General features: G+C 70.2%; 13 protein-coding genes. 6 read left to right on the top strand and 7 right to left on the bottom strand.

Translation table 11 applies throughout. The features are described from left to right. Positions 1–13: 13 nt before the first annotated feature. Together ABIA32_RS29725 and ABIA32_RS29720 are read left to right on the top strand one after the other, a co-directional pair. Positions 14–265: a hypothetical protein gene (locus ABIA32_RS29725; protein WP_370102152.1), complete on the top strand. Its 252-nt coding sequence runs from the start codon at positions 14–16 to the stop codon at positions 263–265. A 106-nt stretch (positions 266–371) separates the two neighbouring features. Next, a complete protein-coding gene (locus ABIA32_RS29720; protein WP_370102149.1) occupies positions 372–1,163 on the top strand; it encodes a ferritin-like domain-containing protein in 792 nt (263 codons plus the stop codon). Positions 1,164–1,229: 66 nt separating this feature from the next. Here the strand turns inward: ABIA32_RS29720 and ABIA32_RS29715 are convergent, their stop codons facing one another. Continuing rightward, the gene (locus tag ABIA32_RS29715; protein ID WP_370102147.1) at positions 1,230–1,679 is read right to left on the bottom strand and encodes an SPW repeat protein; all 450 of its coding nucleotides are present in this window, start codon (positions 1,677–1,679) and stop codon (positions 1,230–1,232) included. Positions 1,680–1,945: 266 nt separating this feature from the next. On the opposite strand from ABIA32_RS29715, the gene ABIA32_RS29710 reads away from it, so the two are divergent. Both ABIA32_RS29710 and ABIA32_RS29705 read left to right on the top strand, forming a co-directional pair. Then, positions 1,946–4,078 (top strand): MMPL family transporter, encoded by a 2,133-nt coding sequence (locus ABIA32_RS29710; protein WP_370102144.1) that lies wholly within the window; start codon positions 1,946–1,948, stop codon positions 4,076–4,078. Between the two features lie 48 nt (positions 4,079–4,126). Next, a complete protein-coding gene (locus tag ABIA32_RS29705) occupies positions 4,127–4,690 on the top strand; it encodes a dihydrofolate reductase family protein (RefSeq protein ID WP_370102141.1) in 564 nt (187 codons plus the stop codon). Here ABIA32_RS29705 and ABIA32_RS29700 read toward each other — a convergent pair. The 6 genes from ABIA32_RS29700 to ABIA32_RS29675 all read right to left on the bottom strand — a co-directional run bounded on the left by ABIA32_RS29700 (position 4,687) and on the right by ABIA32_RS29675 (position 13,068). Continuing rightward, entirely contained in the window at positions 4,687–5,385 is a 699-nt protein-coding gene (locus tag ABIA32_RS29700) for a Pr6Pr family membrane protein (protein WP_370102138.1), read from the bottom strand. The genes ABIA32_RS29705 and ABIA32_RS29700 overlap by 4 nt on opposite strands. A 27-nt stretch (positions 5,386–5,412) precedes the next feature. Further along, positions 5,413–6,099, bottom strand: a complete 687-nt coding sequence (locus tag ABIA32_RS29695) for a FadR/GntR family transcriptional regulator (protein WP_370102136.1) — start codon at positions 6,097–6,099, stop codon at positions 5,413–5,415. 96 nt (positions 6,100–6,195) lie between these two features. Continuing rightward, positions 6,196–9,180, bottom strand: a complete 2,985-nt coding sequence (locus ABIA32_RS29690; RefSeq protein WP_370102133.1) for a hypothetical protein — start codon at positions 9,178–9,180, stop codon at positions 6,196–6,198. A 134-nt stretch (positions 9,181–9,314) separates the two neighbouring features. Next, positions 9,315–10,355 (bottom strand): ABC transporter permease, encoded by a 1,041-nt coding sequence (locus tag ABIA32_RS29685; RefSeq protein ID WP_370102130.1) that lies wholly within the window; start codon positions 10,353–10,355, stop codon positions 9,315–9,317. Further along, complete coding sequence (locus tag ABIA32_RS29680) at positions 10,339–11,949, bottom strand: sugar ABC transporter ATP-binding protein (protein ID WP_370102128.1); 1,611 nt, start codon at positions 11,947–11,949, stop codon at positions 10,339–10,341. Before ABIA32_RS29680 ends, ABIA32_RS29685 begins: the two co-directional genes overlap by 17 nt. A 66-nt stretch (positions 11,950–12,015) precedes the next feature. Next, positions 12,016–13,068, bottom strand: a complete 1,053-nt coding sequence (locus ABIA32_RS29675; RefSeq protein WP_370102125.1) for a sugar ABC transporter substrate-binding protein — start codon at positions 13,066–13,068, stop codon at positions 12,016–12,018. Positions 13,069–13,464: 396 nt separating this feature from the next. Between ABIA32_RS29675 and ABIA32_RS29670 the strand changes: the two genes are divergently transcribed. After that, positions 13,465–14,808, top strand: coding sequence for an enolase C-terminal domain-like protein (locus tag ABIA32_RS29670; RefSeq protein WP_370102122.1), 1,344 nt, complete (start codon positions 13,465–13,467; stop codon positions 14,806–14,808). A gap of 82 nt (positions 14,809–14,890) precedes the next feature. Beyond that, a complete protein-coding gene (locus tag ABIA32_RS29665; RefSeq protein WP_370102119.1) occupies positions 14,891–15,436 on the top strand; it encodes a GNAT family N-acetyltransferase in 546 nt (181 codons plus the stop codon). The last annotated feature ends 88 nt before the right edge of the window (positions 15,437–15,524 follow it).

Here is a 15,524-nt window from a genome sequence, read left to right as displayed (position 1 = left end):
CCGAATGAAGGGCGTGGGCAAACTACGCACCGCTGCGGTCGGAGCAGTGACCGGTCTCGGGTCGGCCGCCGCCGCTCTGGCCTGCGGGGACCTGGCGGCGGCGCTCACGGGGCCGACGAGCGCCCCGGTCGTCGTCGTGGGTTCCGCCGCGATCGACCTGACGCCGACCTGGCTGAAGGAGTTCGCGGTCCAGCGCTTCGGCGCCCACGACAAGACCGTGTTCTTCCGCTCCCGACCCAACCGTGCGTCCTGCGGCAGCGAATAAGGACCCGCACGGCCGCGCGGGTCTCACCCCGACGGGCTGCGCCGAGTGGTGGACCCACCCGACCGTGAGTCAGCCTGGACAGAAGGCTCACAGGAGGTTGAGTGCGGTGCTGACGGCCAAAAGCGTGTTCCAGGAGATCCTGGACGACGACGAGGCGTTCCGGCTCTTCTGCTCGATCGCGGCAAGCGGCGAGGCACAGGGCGGGTGGGAGAACGGCCGCATCGCGGTGCTGCTCCCGGAGGAGCTGAGCTATCTCGGGCCACGGGTGGCCCGGCACGGCGCGGACGAGGACAAGCACGGGCGGATCTTCCATGCCCTGTTGCGCAAGCGCGGGCTGACCCCGGTGCCGGTCCCGCCCGAGACCGACTACACCGTCCTCCTGGAGCGACGGGGCATCGGGCTGTCGCACCGGACCCTGAGCGCCGACCGGCCCCTCGAGCCGCAGGACGTGATCGCGTACCTCGCCCACAGCCGGGTGACCGAGCAACGTGCCTCGGAACAGATGCGGCTGCTCGCCCGCCACTTCGGCGACGACCCCGGCATCGGGCGTGCGGTACGCATGATCTGCCGCGACGAGGACAACCATCTGGCCTACTGCCACGAGGAACTGCTCCGGCTCGCGGCCGCCGGCCACGGACGCCGGATCAAGGACCTGCTCGATGCGAGCGCGGCGGTGGAGATCAGGGTGTACCGCGAGGTCAGCCGCGCTGTGATGCAGCGGATGGCCGTCGTGCTTGGCTGGCCGAAGGCCAAGTCGGCGCTGGTCACGGCCGGCATCGACGCCGTGTACGCCTTCGAGCGGCTGGGCGGCTGGCGCCGCATGGTGAGCCTGCGGAGCCCCGAGCGGACCGGTGCACTGGACGGCCCGATGCCCGCCCCCGTCGCTGACTTCGGCTGAGCGGACTTCGGTTGGACTGGGCGCCGGACCGGCGCCCAGTCCACACTGCTCTGCTGACGGCCGTCCTCAGCGGCCGGACCTGCCGTTCCGCATCAGCATGCGGGTGGCGGCCAGGCCGAGGAGGCAGGTCAGCGCTCCGATGATCACATTGTTCCAGATCATGCCCCGACTGGCCGTGTGGCCGATGGTGACGACCCAGGGCGAGATGATCATCCACACGCCGATCGGGACGCAGGTCCAGCTCAGCCGGGCGGCGCGCTCGTCGCCCAGGCTCAGGCCGAGGCCAATCGCCGCGATGCCGAAGCCGAGGATGAGGTTGTTCAGAGTCAGCTCGAAGCTGGCGATGCGGAAGTGCACCACCCAGGGGGAGATCGCCGCGTACAGGCCGGTCAGCACCAGCAGCCCGTCGACGGCCATGGGGCGCCCGTTCTCCATCATTCGGGCGTAGCGCTCGCGCATCTCGGCAGCGTCGGGGTGCGCGTGCATGTCGTCAGTGCGACGTCCAAGATCAGACATCCGTCTCACGTTCCTTCACGCGTGGAATCCGCGCCTCCCCCCGCACATCGCGGTGCGTGCGGAGGCGGGGCCCTGCGAAGGGGCTCGTCGATCTTCTGTCCGCGCGTGGCCCGCTCAAACATCACAGCTCGGTGTCGTTGGTGGGACCCCTGGTGCTGGGGGTGCCCCGGGAGAGCGCCACGGCGAGGCAGACGCGGCAGCCGAACGGGTGGCCCCGGCCGCGCCCTCGCACATCCCGGCCGGGGACGGGCCTACCGTGAGTCATCATGACATCGGCTGTCGCGTACCAAGGCTTCCTCGGCCGGCTCGGCCGGTTCTGCTACCGGCGGCGTGGGCTGGTCGTCGTGCTGTGGGCGGTCGGCACGGTCGTCCTGCTGGTCGTCGGCTTCGGGTTCGCCGCGCCGGCGGACAACGACTTCACCGGCGGCCGCTCCGAGTCGGCCCAGGCGCAGAACCTGCTCAAGAGCCATTTCCCCGAACGCAAGGGCAGCTCGCTCACGCTCGCGATCCACGCCGACTCGGGCGTCTCCGCGCCGGCCGTGCGCGCCCGGGTGGACGCGCTGGTCGGACAGCTGGCCGCCGCCGCGCACGTGACCTCGGTGCGGTCGCCGTACGTCGCGCCCGGACAGATCTCGCGGGACGGCACGACCGCGTTCGCGACCGTTCAGTCCGACACGAATCCGCTGCCCGCCTCCGAGGTCAAGCACCTGATCCAGCAGACCCGGGCCGCTGACGGCGGCGGCGTCAGCTTCGCGCTCGGCGGCGCCGACGTCGTGGGCGCGGAGACGCCCTACGGCGGGGTCTCGGACGGGATCGGCGCGTTGGCGGCGATGCTCGTCATCCTGATCGCCTTCGGTTCGCTGCTGGCCATGGGCCTCACCATGCTCACCGCCGTGGTCGGCATCGGCACCGGTCTGGCGCTGACCTTCCTGCTCGGCTACGTCTTCCCGGCGCCGTCCTTCAGCCCGATCGTGGCGACGCTGCTCGGTCTGGGCGTGGGGATCGACTACGCCCTGTTCATCGTCACCCGCTACCGGGAAGCGCTGGCCGACGGGGAGGAACCCGAGGAAGCGGTGGTGATCGCGATCGCTCGCGCCGGGCGGTCGGTGCTCTTCGCCGGGGCCACCGTCGTGATCGCGATGCTCGGCCTCTTCGTCGTGCAGCAGCGGTTGCTGAACGCCACGGCCGTGGCCGCCTCGGTGACGGTGCTGATGACGATGGTGGCCGCGATCACCCTGCTGCCCGCGCTGCTCGGCTTCGCCGGACGCGGCATCGACCGTTTCAAGCTCCCCTACCTGGGGCGTACCGGCTCGCGCAGTCCGATGGCGGAGCGCTGGGCGCGGGTCATTCAGCGGCACCCGGTCACCGGGCTGATCGCAGGTGCCACCCTGATGATCGTGCTCGCGATCCCCGCCTTCTCGATGCGGCTCAGCTTCGAGGACAACAGCACCGAGCCCCACTCCACCAGCGGCTACGCGGCCCACCAGATCCTCGCCAGGGGCTTCGGGCCGGGATTCGACGCGCCCTTCGTGGTGGTCGCGGAGGTCCCGCCCGGCGGCTCGGGCAGTACTGGGCTGACCGCGCTGGAGTCCGCCGTGGCCCGCACTCCCGGCGTCGCCGCGGTCACCCCCGCGGAGACCAGCAGGGACGGGCAGGCCGTGCTCTTCGTCGCCTATCCCACCACGGCCCATCAGGACGCGGCCACGCCGAAGCTGCTGACCCGACTGCGCGACCAGGTGGTCCCCGCCGCCGTCCAGGGAACCGGCCTGCGGGTCCACATCGGCGGCCCGACGGCCGGGGACGCCGACTTCGCCGCCCAGGTGGGGGCACGGCTGCCGTGGCTGATCGCGGCGGTGATCGGGCTGGCGCTGGTCCTGCTGCTGGTGCTGGTGCGGTCGGTGGCCATCGCGCTCAAGGCGGCCCTGATGACCCTGCTCTCGGTCGGCGCGGCGTTCGGTGTGCTCACCGCGATCGTCCAGTGGGGCTGGCTCGGCTCCGCGCTCGGGTTCCCGACGACCGCGCCGGTGACGGCGTGGGTCCCGCTGTTCATCTTCCCGATCCTGTTCGGGCTCTCGACCGACTACGAGGTCTTCCTCGTCTCCCGAATCCGCGAGGAGTACGACGCCGGCGCCGACACTCGCGAAGCGGTCGCGCGCGGCCTCGGCCGCACCGCGCGGGTGATCACGGCCGCCGCCGCGATCATGGTGACCGTCTTCCTCTCCGTGCTCGCCACGCCCGACGTCGCGGTGAAGGAGTTCGGTCTCGGACTGGCGGTCGCGGTCTTCCTGGACGCCACGGTGGTCCGGATGGTCCTGGTTCCCGCGATCATGGAGCTGCTCGGCAGCGTGAACTGGTGGCTCCCCGGCTGGCTCGACCGGCTGCTGCCACGGATCAGCTGACAGTTCCCGAAACCATGGCGACGAACCCGTTACCGAGGAGGGCTTCTGATGCGCAGCGTGACCTATTCGATGGGCGTCTCACTGGACGGCTACATCGTCGGGCCGGACGGCGGCTTCGACTGGACGGCGCCCGACGAGGAGGTCTTTCGCTTCTGGATCGACGAGATTCGAGAGGTCGGCGTCCACCTGTTGGGACGACGGCTGTACGAGACGATGCTGTACTGGGAGACCGCCGACCAGGATCCATCGCTCGACGACTCGATGCGCGAGTGGACCTCGCTCTGGAAGCCGCTGCCAAAGGTGGTGTTCTCCACCACGCTGTCGGCGGTGCAGGGCCATGCCCGCCTGGCCTCCGGCGGCCTGGCAGAGGAGATCGAGCGGTTGCGAGCCGAGCCCGGGCAGGGCGACATCGCGATCGGCGGCGCGACTCTCGCCGCCGAGGCGGCCGCGTCGGGTCTGATCGACGAGTACCGGGCCGTGGTCTACCCGGTGCTGGTCGGCGGTGGCATTCCGTTCTTTCCCCGGCGCGAACGCCGGGTCGGCCTCGAACTCGTCGAGACCCGCACCTTCAGCTCGATGGTCGTCTACCTCCGCTACCGCGTGGCGCGCTAGGGCCGTTCCTGCGAGCGCTTCGCCGAGGGGCGTGACGCCGTGGGCAGGCGCTGGTCCAGCCAGGCTGCGCCGGCGGCGACGGCGACGAACAGAAGCCCGATCCAGAGGCCGTTGATGATCACCTTCAGGTAGCCCAACACCTTCACATCCGCGAAGGGGTAGGGGTACCAGTCCGAGGAAAGCGGGCCGCGGATGACCGTGAAGATCATGTAGGCGAGCGGGAAAAGGACCGTCAGCTTCACGACTCTCGCCGAGGTGAGGCCCCGCGGGCCGAACGCCAGCCACCCGACGACCGCCATGACCGGCACGACCAGGTGCAGCAGCCGGTCGGCGACCAGGCCCCACGTGTCCAGCTCCAACAGGCCGCCGAGCGCGACGTGGAAGACGATGCCGGTGACCGTGATCGCGACCAGGCCGATCAGTCGGAACACCCCGAACACGGTCGAGGACCTGCCCGGGTTGACAGCAAGCAGCAAGCAGGTGCCGCCCACGATCAGATTCGACTGGACCGTGAAGAACGCGAAGACGTTCAGGGACCGGCCGAGAGAGCTGCCGCCGAACCTCTGGAGCCCCTCGCCCGTCGCGGCCACCACGGGCATGTGGTTCTGCCAGCCCAGCACCACCTCGATGATCACACCGACGGCGACACATGCCGCGGTCGCGGCGAACAAGGCGCGGGCCCACTTCAGTTCCATGATCGAACACTAAGCGGAGCGCGCCGGCTACGCCTCTTCGGCGGCGAGGCTGTCGGCCAGCCACTGCTCCACCGCCGCGACGTGGACGGCGGACGCCGCGGCGGCCAGCTGGGCGTCGCGGGCGGCGAGGGCGGCGAGGATCGCCTCGTGTTCGCGGTGGACGTGCTCGATCGCGCGGCCGACCTGGGTGCCGCGCAGGATGCGGACCCGCTGGGTCTGGGTGGAGAGGATCTCCAGCAGCATGGACAGGACGGGGTTGCCCACCAGGGCGATCAGGGTCCGGTGGAAGTCCATGTCGCAGCGGATGAACTCCTCGACGTCGTCCGCGGCGCGGCTGCGCTCCAGGATCGCGCGGAGCTCTTCGAGGTCGGCCTCGGTGATCCGGGTGGCGGCGAGCGCGGTCGCCTGCGGTTCGAGCAGGCGGCGGACCTGGAGCAGCTGCAGGGCGGTGTCGCCCTGGGAGACGTCGGAGGCGAAGGAGAGGTTCTCCAGCAGCAGGTGCGGCTCCAGGCTGGAGACGTAGGTGCCGTCGCCCTGCTTGGTGACCAGGATCTGCATGGCCGTCAGCGCCCTGACCGCCTCGCGCAGCGAGCTGCGCGAGAGGCCGAGCCGCTGGGCGAGGTCGTCCTCTCGCGGCAGCCGCGAGCCCGGCGGGAACTCACCCGAGATGATCATTGACTTGATCGCGGTGATCGCGTCGTCGGTCAGGGCCATGGAGCGGGTCTCCCGGAAGAGGTGAACGGGGGGAACAGGAGCGGATCCCCGGCCGCTCGCGCGGTCGGGGATCCCCTCAGGGTAGAGGCGCAGGGACTAGTTGATGTCGAAGCGGTCGACGAGGAGGTAGCTGCCGCCGGCCTTGGTCAGCGTCAGGGTGTGGTAGCCGAGGGCGAGATTGCTTGCCTGGTAGAGGGTCTGCTGGGCGTGGCGGGTGGCGGCGTAGGCGTTGACCGTTCCCTGCGAGGCGCCGTCGAGGGAGACCGCGACCGCGCCCTCGTCCGTGTTGGTCTCGGTGAGGAAGGCGATGCCGGTGCCGTAGAAGGAGACGGTGACCGAGTCGCCGTCGGTGGTGGTGACGTGGACGTCGTCGCCGTAGTCGCCGAGGCCGCGACCGGTGGAGCTGCTCCAGGAGCCGGTGTAGCCGAGGGCCGCGTCGTTGTCGTTGACGGTGCGGGTGACCTCGAATCCGTCCAGCGTGGTCCAGCTGCCGCTGCGCTTGACGATCTGGATCGTGTGGCTGCCCGGTGTCAGGCCCTGCGCGTTGTACAGGACCTGCTGTGCCCGGCGGCTGGTCGCCGAGGTGTCGACCTGGCCCTGGGAGACGCCGTCCACGAAGATCTCGACGTTGCCCTGGTCGCTGTTCCTCTCCCCCAGCACCTGGATTCCGGTTCCGGTGAAGGTGTAGCTCGCCGCGTCGCCGTTGACCGAAGTGGCGTGTACGCCGTCGTTGAAGTCGCCGTAGCCGCGGGTGCCGGAGGCGAACCAGGAGCCGGTGTAGGCGATGGTCGGCTCGTCGTCGTCGATGCGGCCGGTCAGCGGCCGGTACTGCGCGCTCGGCCCGGCCGCGGCGATGACCGCCTGCGCGGCGTTCGGCCAGGCGCCGCCGCTGACGATCGTGGCCTGGTTGAAGGTGATGTTGGTGCCGTTGTTGCAGTAGTTGGCGTTGTCCGCGTAGTTGTCGTGGATGGTGATGTCGTGGATCGTCGAGATCCACATGCACATCCAGTTGCTGCCGCCGAAGCGGACCACGTTGTCGTGAGTGTTCCAGTAGGAGCTGCCCTCGTCGTGGTAGAGCATGTTGTTGGTGTGGTTGCCCTCGGCCACCACGTTGCCGGACAGCACGCTGGTCATGCCGGCGTCGCCGCCGCCCTGGCCGCCGAGGGTGTAGATCGGCCCGCCGTCGTTGAGGACGCGCATGACGTCGTGGACGGAGTTGCCGGTGATCTGGTTGCCGCCCGCGTAGTCGTTGCCGTGGTGGCAGGTCGTGTACTTGAGTGTGCAGGAGGCCCAGCCCCAGCCCCAGCCGAGGGAGATGCCGGAGTAGGGGGTGTGGCCGATGTCGTTGTTCGCCACGACGGCGGTACGGGTGAAGCCGGCCCAGACGCCGACGGCGTCCTGGTAGTCCTGGCCGACGTCCGAGATCGTGTTGTTCGACACCGTGTCGCCGCTGGTCATCAGCGCGGTCTGGGTCTGGTAGTAGTCGTCGGCCTCGCCCAGGGAGACCCCGCCGCCGGAGGCGTCGGTGACGATGCTCCCGACGACGGAGGAGTTCTGGGTGCCGTCGGCGAGGTCAACGCCGGTGCCGCCGAGGTGGGTGAAGGTGTCGCGGGTGAAGCCGATGCCGCTGCCGCGGTGGACCTGGACGGCGGCCGGGATGCGGATCGGCGCGTGGCTGACCGGATCCCACAGCACGCCCGCCTGGTTGTCGACGTAGCCGCTGCTGCTGGGCTGGTTCCAGGTGCTGTAGGCGAAGGTGACGCCCTGGAAGCTGATGTTCTGCACCGGCGCTTCGACGTCGGGGACGACGGTGAAGCCGTCGACCAGCATGTAGGTCCCCGAGGTCTTCACCAGTTTGACGATGTGGGAGTGCTTCGCCAGACCGGTGACCGAGACGATCGCCTGCTGCGCGAGCCGCGTCGGCGCGCTGGCGGAGACCGACTGGGTCTTCACGCCGTCGACGTAGACGTCGACGGCGCCCTCGTCGGGCGCGACCTCGCTGAGCACCTGAAGGCCGCTGCCGACGAACGTGAAGCTGACCGAGTCGCCGTTCGTGGTCGTGTAGTGGACGTCGCCGCCCAGGTCGCCGTAGGCACGGCCGGTGGAGGTGGCCCAGGCTCCGGCGTAGGCGGCGCGCGGGTCGGTGTCGTTGGCCGGCGCGAGATGACCGGGCGTCCCGGAGAGGTCCAGCAGTTCCTGTGTCGTGGGCAGTTCGACGTCGGCGGTGGCGAGGTCCTCGCCGCTGCGCGGGATGTAGTAGAGGTAGCCGGCGTTGCCGTCGAGGTAGAACTGGCCGGGCTGGGTGAGCAGTTGGTAGGCGTTCTCTATCCAGGAGACACCGTTGAGCGTGGGCAGTCCGGCTCCGTTGAAGGGGTAGCCGGGGTTGGGGACGCTGGTGTTGTTGTTCGCGAAGCAGGCCGGGTCGACGTGGAGGCTCGACCCGCCGCCGCTGGTGGCGGTGATGCTCTGCAGCGGGCAGCGCATCTGCTTCCAGGCGTTGTTGTCGACGACCTCGATCTGCGACTGGTTGGTGAAGCCGGCATAGGAGCCGTCGGCGGTGGTGAACGAGGAGCCGGAGAGGGTGAAGCCGGCGGGGTTGAGCGGGCCACGGGCGCGCTGCGCGCGGACGCCGTTGACGAAGAGCTGGCGGCTCTGCGTGCCGGAGGGCACGGCGGCGCGGTAGATGTTCTTGCCGCTGTCGTACGGGGTGAAGCCGGTGACCTGGCGAGCGCCGCTGAGCACGGGGGTCTCTCCCGGGTACGCCGTCCAGTTGACGGTGTGTCCGCCGGTTCCGGAGTCCCGTGGGCCGAACGCGAGCGGGCTGCTCTCGGTGTAGGTGCCGCCGCGCAGGTAGACGGTGATGTCGGTGGCCATGGAGGCGTTGGCGGAGCGCACGGCGCTCTGGGCGCCGGTCAGGCTGCAGGGCGCGGTGATCGTGCAGGCGCTGCCCGAGCCGGTGGGCGAGGCGTAGAGGGTGGTGCCGGTGGCCGCGTGGGCGGCGGTCGAGGCGGTCAGCGCGGTGAGGATCAGGGCTCCGGCGGTGAGGCCGGGCGGGGCGGCGATACGTCGATGTATCGACATGATGCTCATGGCACTCCAGTGTCTGCGTGCGGGTGGGAGCTCACGGACTGCTGGTGCTGGTGGTGCGACCGTGGCCCGAGGCGGTTCGGGGAGTTGGCCTCGGGCCACGGAGTCGGGGGGCACGAGCTGGTGGGCTACTCCTGCTTCTCGCCGGAGGCGTAGCGGGAGATGATCAGCGCGACGATGATGATCGCGCCGTTGAGGAACTGGTTCCACAGCGGCGGGACGCCCGCCAGGGTCATCACGTTGACGACCAGCTGGAGCGTCAGCACACCGGTCAGGGCGCCGAAGAGGGTCCCCTTGCCGCCGTTGAGGCTGACCCCGCCGATGACGGTGGCGGCGAAGACCTGGAAGATCCAGCCGCTGCCCTGGTCGGCGGAGACCGAGCCGTAGTGCCCGGTGTAGAGCACGCCGGCGAAGGCCGCGAGCACGCCGCCGATGATCAGGACAACCCAGGTGATCCGGTCGACCCTGATGCCCGCGGTTCGTGCGGCCTCCGCGTTCCCGCCGATCGCGTACAGCGCGCGGCCGTGCCGCAGCCAGGCCAGCGCGGCCCCGCCGACGGCGAAGAGCAGGACGCAGACCCAGACCGCTGCCGGAGCGCCGAGCCAGGAGCTGCTGCCCAGGTACGTGAAGGAGCTCGGCACCTCGACGATCGACTGCCCCTGGGAGACCGCCACCTGAAGGCCGCGCAGCATGGTCAGCGCGCCGAGGGTGACGATGAATCCGTTGAGCCGCAGCTTGAGGATCAGGAAGCCGTTGATCGCGCCGATCAACGCGCCGACCAGCAGGCAGACCGGGACGGCCGTCCAGGTCGGCAGCGCGCCCAGCCCGTGGAACCGGCCGCCATGGGCGGGCAGCACCAGCCACATCGCGATGACCGGGGCGACGCCGATGGTGGACTCCAGCGAGAGGTCCATCTTGCCGACGATCAGGATCAGCGCCTCGCCCAGCACCAGCATGCTCAGTTCGGTGGACTGCTGGGCGACGCCGAGCAGGTTCGCCGAAGTGAGGAAGGCCGGTGAGACGATGAAGCCGATCAGGCCGAGCACCAGCAGCACCGGCACCAGGGACAGGTCCCTGAAGCGCGCCAGGCTCAGGCTCCCCGACCGCCGCGCGGTGGCGGGCGTGGCCGCCGCCGGGGTGGTGCTGCCGGCATCAGTGGTGGCCGTCATCGCGGGGTCCCTTCGTGACGTTCGCGTGCGTGTCTTCGTCCAGGTGGTGCTGCGGTGCGGCGGCGACGCCCTCCATCGCTGCGACGAGTTGCTCGTCGCTCCAGCCGGCCGGGTACTCGGCGGCGATCCGGCCGTGGAACATGGCCACGACCCGGTCGCAGCTGCGCAGGTCGTCGAGCTCGTCGGAGACGATCAGCGCCGCCCGGCCCTGCTCCGCGTGCTGCCGGAACCGGCCGAGGAGGAACTCCTTGGACTTGATGTCCACCCCGTTGGTGGGCCGGATGGCCACCAGCAGCGCGGGCTCGGTGGCCAACGCGCGGGCCACCACGACCTTCTGCTGGTTGCCGCCGGAGAGCGCGGAGACCGGCGTGGCGGCGTCGGGGGTCAGGATGTCGAGGTCGTCGATCATGCGACGGGCGAACTCGCGGGTCCGGGAGGGCAGCATCGTGCCGTAGGGGCCGAGCTGGTCGGTGACGGTCAGCGTCGCGTTCTCGGCGACGCTGCGCCCGGGGACCAGCCCTTGGAGGTGCCGGTCCTCGGGGACGAAGCCGACACCGGCGGCGAGCGCCGCCGGGATGTCGCCGAGGCGGACCCGTCGGCCCGCCACGCTCACCCGGCCGCCGCGCGGTCGGTGCAGGCCGGCGATCGTCTCGCCGAACTGGACGTTGCCGCTGGCGGTGGCACCGGCCAGCCCCACGACCTCGCCGGCGCGCACGGTCAGCGAGAGGTCCGCGTAGGCGCCCGGCAGCGTGAGCCGCTCCACCTCCAGCACGTCAGGACCGCCCTCCGCCACCTGGACGCGTGACGTGGACGGAGTGGCGGCGGGGCCGCCGGTGCTCTCCCCCGTCATCGCCTCGACCAGGGCGTCCTCGGTGAGTCCGGCGACCGGGGCGGTGAGGATGTGCCGGGCGTCGCGGTAGACCGTGACGCTGGTGCAGAGCTCGTAGACCTCCTGGAGGTGGTGCGAGATGAACAGGAAGGCGACGCCCTGCTGCTGGAGCTCGCGCAGCTTGGCGAAGAGGCGCTCGATGCCGCGGGCGTCGAGCTTGGCCGTGGGCTCGTCCAGGATGATGAAGCGGGCACCGAAGGAGAGCGCGCGGGCGATCTCCACGAACTGCCGCTGCTCCACCGTCAGGTCGGCGATGCGGGCGGAGGGGTCGACGTCGACGCTGTACTCGGCGAGCAGCGCGGCCGCCCGCTCGCGCAGCGCGCGCCAGCGGATCGGCCGCAGCGCCGACCCCGACTGGCGGTTCAAGAACAGGTTCTCCGCCACCGTCAGCTCGCTGATGACGGTGGAGTGCTGGTAGACGCAGGCCACCTGGGCCCGCCAGGCGTCGGTGTCGCCGAAGGCGGGCGCGGGCGCGCCGGAGAAGCGGAGGGTTCCGGTGTCCGGCTGCTGCATGCCGGTCAGGATGGAGACCAGCGTCGACTTCCCGGCGCCGTTGCGGCCGACGAGGGCGTGCGACTCCCCCGGCGCGACGGCGATGCCCGCCTCCCGCAGGGCCACGGTGGCGCCGAAGCGCTTGGTGATGCCGACCGCCTCGACCACCGGAACGACGGAGGGGGCGCCGAGAGTCTCGGCCGGGTCCGCCATGGTTGGTGCCGTCCTTTCGCTGAGGGGCTGGAGAGCTGGCTGAGCGCCTGCCTGCGCCTGAAACGCTCAGTGGCCGATGCTGTTGCCCCACAGGGTCTTGTCGTCCACGTTCGCCTTGGTGACGAGCGGGGCGGGGAGTTGGTCCTCGAGACCGTTGGGCAGCTGGATGATCGTGGAGTTGTGGTCGGTCGCGCCGGGCTGGAAGGTCTTGCCCTCGGCGGCGGCCTCCGCGTAGAAGAGGGCGTACTTGGCGTAGAGGTCGGCGGGCTGGGAGATGGTGGCGTCGATCTGGCCCTTGCGGATCGCGTCGAACTCCTGCGGGATGCCGTCGTTGGACACGATCGCGATGTGTCCTGCCGTGCCGGCGGGCTTGAGCAGCCCCTTCTGCTGGAGCAGCGCGAGCGTCGGCTGGAGGAAGACACCGCCGGCCTGCATGTAGATGCCGTTGAGGTCGGGGTTCTGGGCCAGCAGCGTCTGCAGCTTGCTGGAGGCGACGGCGCCGTCCCAGTTGGTGGTGAGCGGGAAGACCTGGATGCCGGGGTAGTTCTGCTTCATGCAGTCGGCGAATGCCTCGGAGCGGTCGCGGCCGTTGATGGAGGTGAGGTCGCCCTCGAACTCGGCGACCTTGCCCTTGCCGCCCAGCTGCTTGCCGAGGAACTGGCATGCCCTGGTGCCGTAGGCGCGGTTGTCGGCGCGGACGACCATGTACACCTTGCCCTTGTCGGGGCGGGTGTCCACGCTGACCACCGGGATGTTCTTGGCTGCGAGCTGGTCCAGCGTCGAGGCGATCGCGCCGGTGTCCTGAGGGGCCATCACGATCGCCTTGGCGCCGGTGTTCTCGAAGACCTGGACGTTGGCCACCAGCTTGGTCACGTCGTTCTGCGAGTTGCTGGTGGGCAGCGCGTTGAGGCCCTGCGAGGAGACCGCGCTCTTGATGTACTGCGCGTAGGAGTTCCAGAAGTCGGAGTCGGCACGGGGCAGGTCGATGCCTATGGCGGGCTTTCCGGCGGCGGCCGAGGTCGACGAGGTGCTGCTGCCCCGGTTGCAGGCGGTGGCGAGACCGCCCACGAGCAGGGTCACGGCAAATGCGGTGGCGGTGCGGGATGTACGGAGGTTCATGGGGATCGCTCCAGGTCCGCAGGGGTGAGGTCGGCTCGGCTGGGTATTCATCGGATTGCCGACCAGCGGCGAGGACGTTACGGCCACATTGCCGTCCCTGACAAGAGCTTTCATCGGATGACTTACCGGGAGCTCGCAAGTCCGCCTCGCTCCCCGCCGGACGAAAGGCCGCTCAATTCCTGACTGAACAGGGCGTTTCCGCTCGCCGCAGTGGGCTTCTCGCAAGAAACATCTGATGACTTGTTGCTCAGTCGCTTCGCCGCCGCGTATGGTCCGTGGCACCGGAAGCGACACATCCGATGTCCGAGGGACCCGCCTGAGACTGCTGCGACTGGGAGCCGCCGGCGCCGCGATCCCACCTCCTCAGCCCATCGAAGCAGCCTGAGAGAGCCTCACATGCTTGGATCCTCGGCGCGGATCACCGCCGTCGACACCTACGACGTTCGTTTCCCGACCTCGCGGTCGCTGGACGGCTCGGACGCCATGAACCCCGACCCCGACTACTCCGCCGCCTACCTCGTGCTGCGCACCGACGCGGGGGACGGGCTGGAGGGCCACGGCTTCACCTTCACCATCGGGCGCGGCAACGACGTCCAGGTCGCCGCGATCCAGGCGCTGCGCCACCACGTCGTCGGCCGCTCCGTCAGCGACCTGTGTGCGGACCCGGGTTCGCTCAGCCGTGACCTGATCGGTGACAGCCAGTTGCGCTGGCTCGGCCCGGAGAAGGGCGTGATGCACATGGCCGTCGGTGCGGTCGTCAACGCGGTGTGGGATCTGGCCGCGAAGCGGGCCGGGCTGCCGCTGTGGCGGTTCCTGGCGGAGGCCGAGCCGCAGTGGCTGGTCTCCCAGGTCGACTTCCGCTACCTGTCCGACGCGCTCACCCCGGCCGAGGCGCTGGAGCTCCTGACGGACGCCCGCGCGGGGCGCGCCGCGCGCACGGCCGCGCTGCTGGAGCGCGGCTACCCCGCCTACACCACCTCCCCGGGCTGGCTCGGCTACTCCGACGAGAAACTGACCCGGCTGGCGAAGGAGGCGCTGGCCGAGGGCTTCACGCAGATCAAGCTGAAGGTCGGCGCCGACCTGGCCGACGACGTCCGCCGCTGCCGCGCCGCCCGCGCCGCGATCGGCCCGGACGTGCGGCTGGCGATCGACGCCAACCAGCGCTGGGACGTGGCCGAGGCGATCGCCTGGACCAACGCCCTGGCGGAGTTCGACCCGTACTGGATCGAGGAACCCACCAGCCCCGACGACGTCCTGGGCCACGCCGCGATCCGGGCCGGCGTCGCCCCCGTGAAGGTCGCCACCGGCGAGCACGTGCAGAACCGCATCGTCTTCAAGCAACTGCTGCAGGCCGGCGCGATCGACATCCTGCAGCTCGACTCCGCCCGCGTCGGCGGCGTCAACGAGAACCTGGCGATCCTGCTGCTCGCCGCGAAGTTCCGCGTCCCGGTCTGCCCGCACGCCGGCGGGGTCGGACTGTGCGAACTGGTGCAGCACCTGTCGATGTTCGACTACATCGCCCTCTCCGGCACCACCGAGGACCGCGTCGTCGAATACGTCGAAAACCTCCACGACCACTTCCTCGCCCCCACCGTCATCCGCGACGGCCACTACACGGCCCCACTCACCCCCGGCTTCTCCGCCCAGATGCACCAGGCATCCATCGACACCTACACCTACCCCGACGGCACCTTCTGGGCCGAGGATCTGGCCACCAACCCGACGGGAGACATTGCCTGACCCGCGTGACCGAGCTGCAGCTCACCGGCGGCGCGGCCGGCGCCGCCGGGGTTCGGCCGGGCCGTTCTGCGAGAATCGGAAGATGCTCGAGTTCCTGCCCGTCACCCCCGAACGCTGCCCCGATCTGGAGCACTTCTCCGCCCGGCACGGAAAGTTCCGCTACTGCTCCTGCATGCGCTGGCGGATGACGAGTTCGGAGTACCAGGCGTCCACCAAGGACTCCCGCGTCGACGCCCTCGCCACCCTGGTCGAGGACGGCGATCCCGTCGGCGTGCTGGCCTACGCGGACGGAGAGCCGGTCGGCTGGTGCGCGGTCGCGCCGAGGGAGAGCTTCCGTGGCCTGGAACGCTACCGCGCGCTCGCGCGGATCGACCAGACGCCCGTCTGGTCCGTCGTCTGCCTCTTCGTGGACGCTTCGGCGCGCCGTCAGGGCATCACGTCCGGGCTGCTGCGGGCCGCCGCACAGTACGCGGTGGCGGCCGGAGCGGGCGTCGTCGAGGGCTACCCGGTCGAGCCCGGCGCGCGTCTCTACACCTACATGGGATCGCCGACCGCCTTCGCGGCGGCCGGTTTCGACGACGTGACCCCTCCCGGGCGGGAGAGGCGCGTCTTCCGCTTCGTGCCCTAGCTGTATTGATCCGCAGCGTTGTTGACTCGGCTGATGGGGGTTTGGCCTCCGAGTGCGGTGTGGCAGCGATGGTAGTTGTAGCGGTGGA

It is taken from the genome of Streptacidiphilus sp. MAP12-20, assembly GCF_041262525.1.
GTDB lineage: Bacteria > Actinomycetota > Actinomycetes > Streptomycetales > Streptomycetaceae > Streptacidiphilus.
The sequence above is the reverse complement of the archived record's forward strand: the minus strand, read 5'-3'. Positions and strand labels throughout refer to the sequence as shown.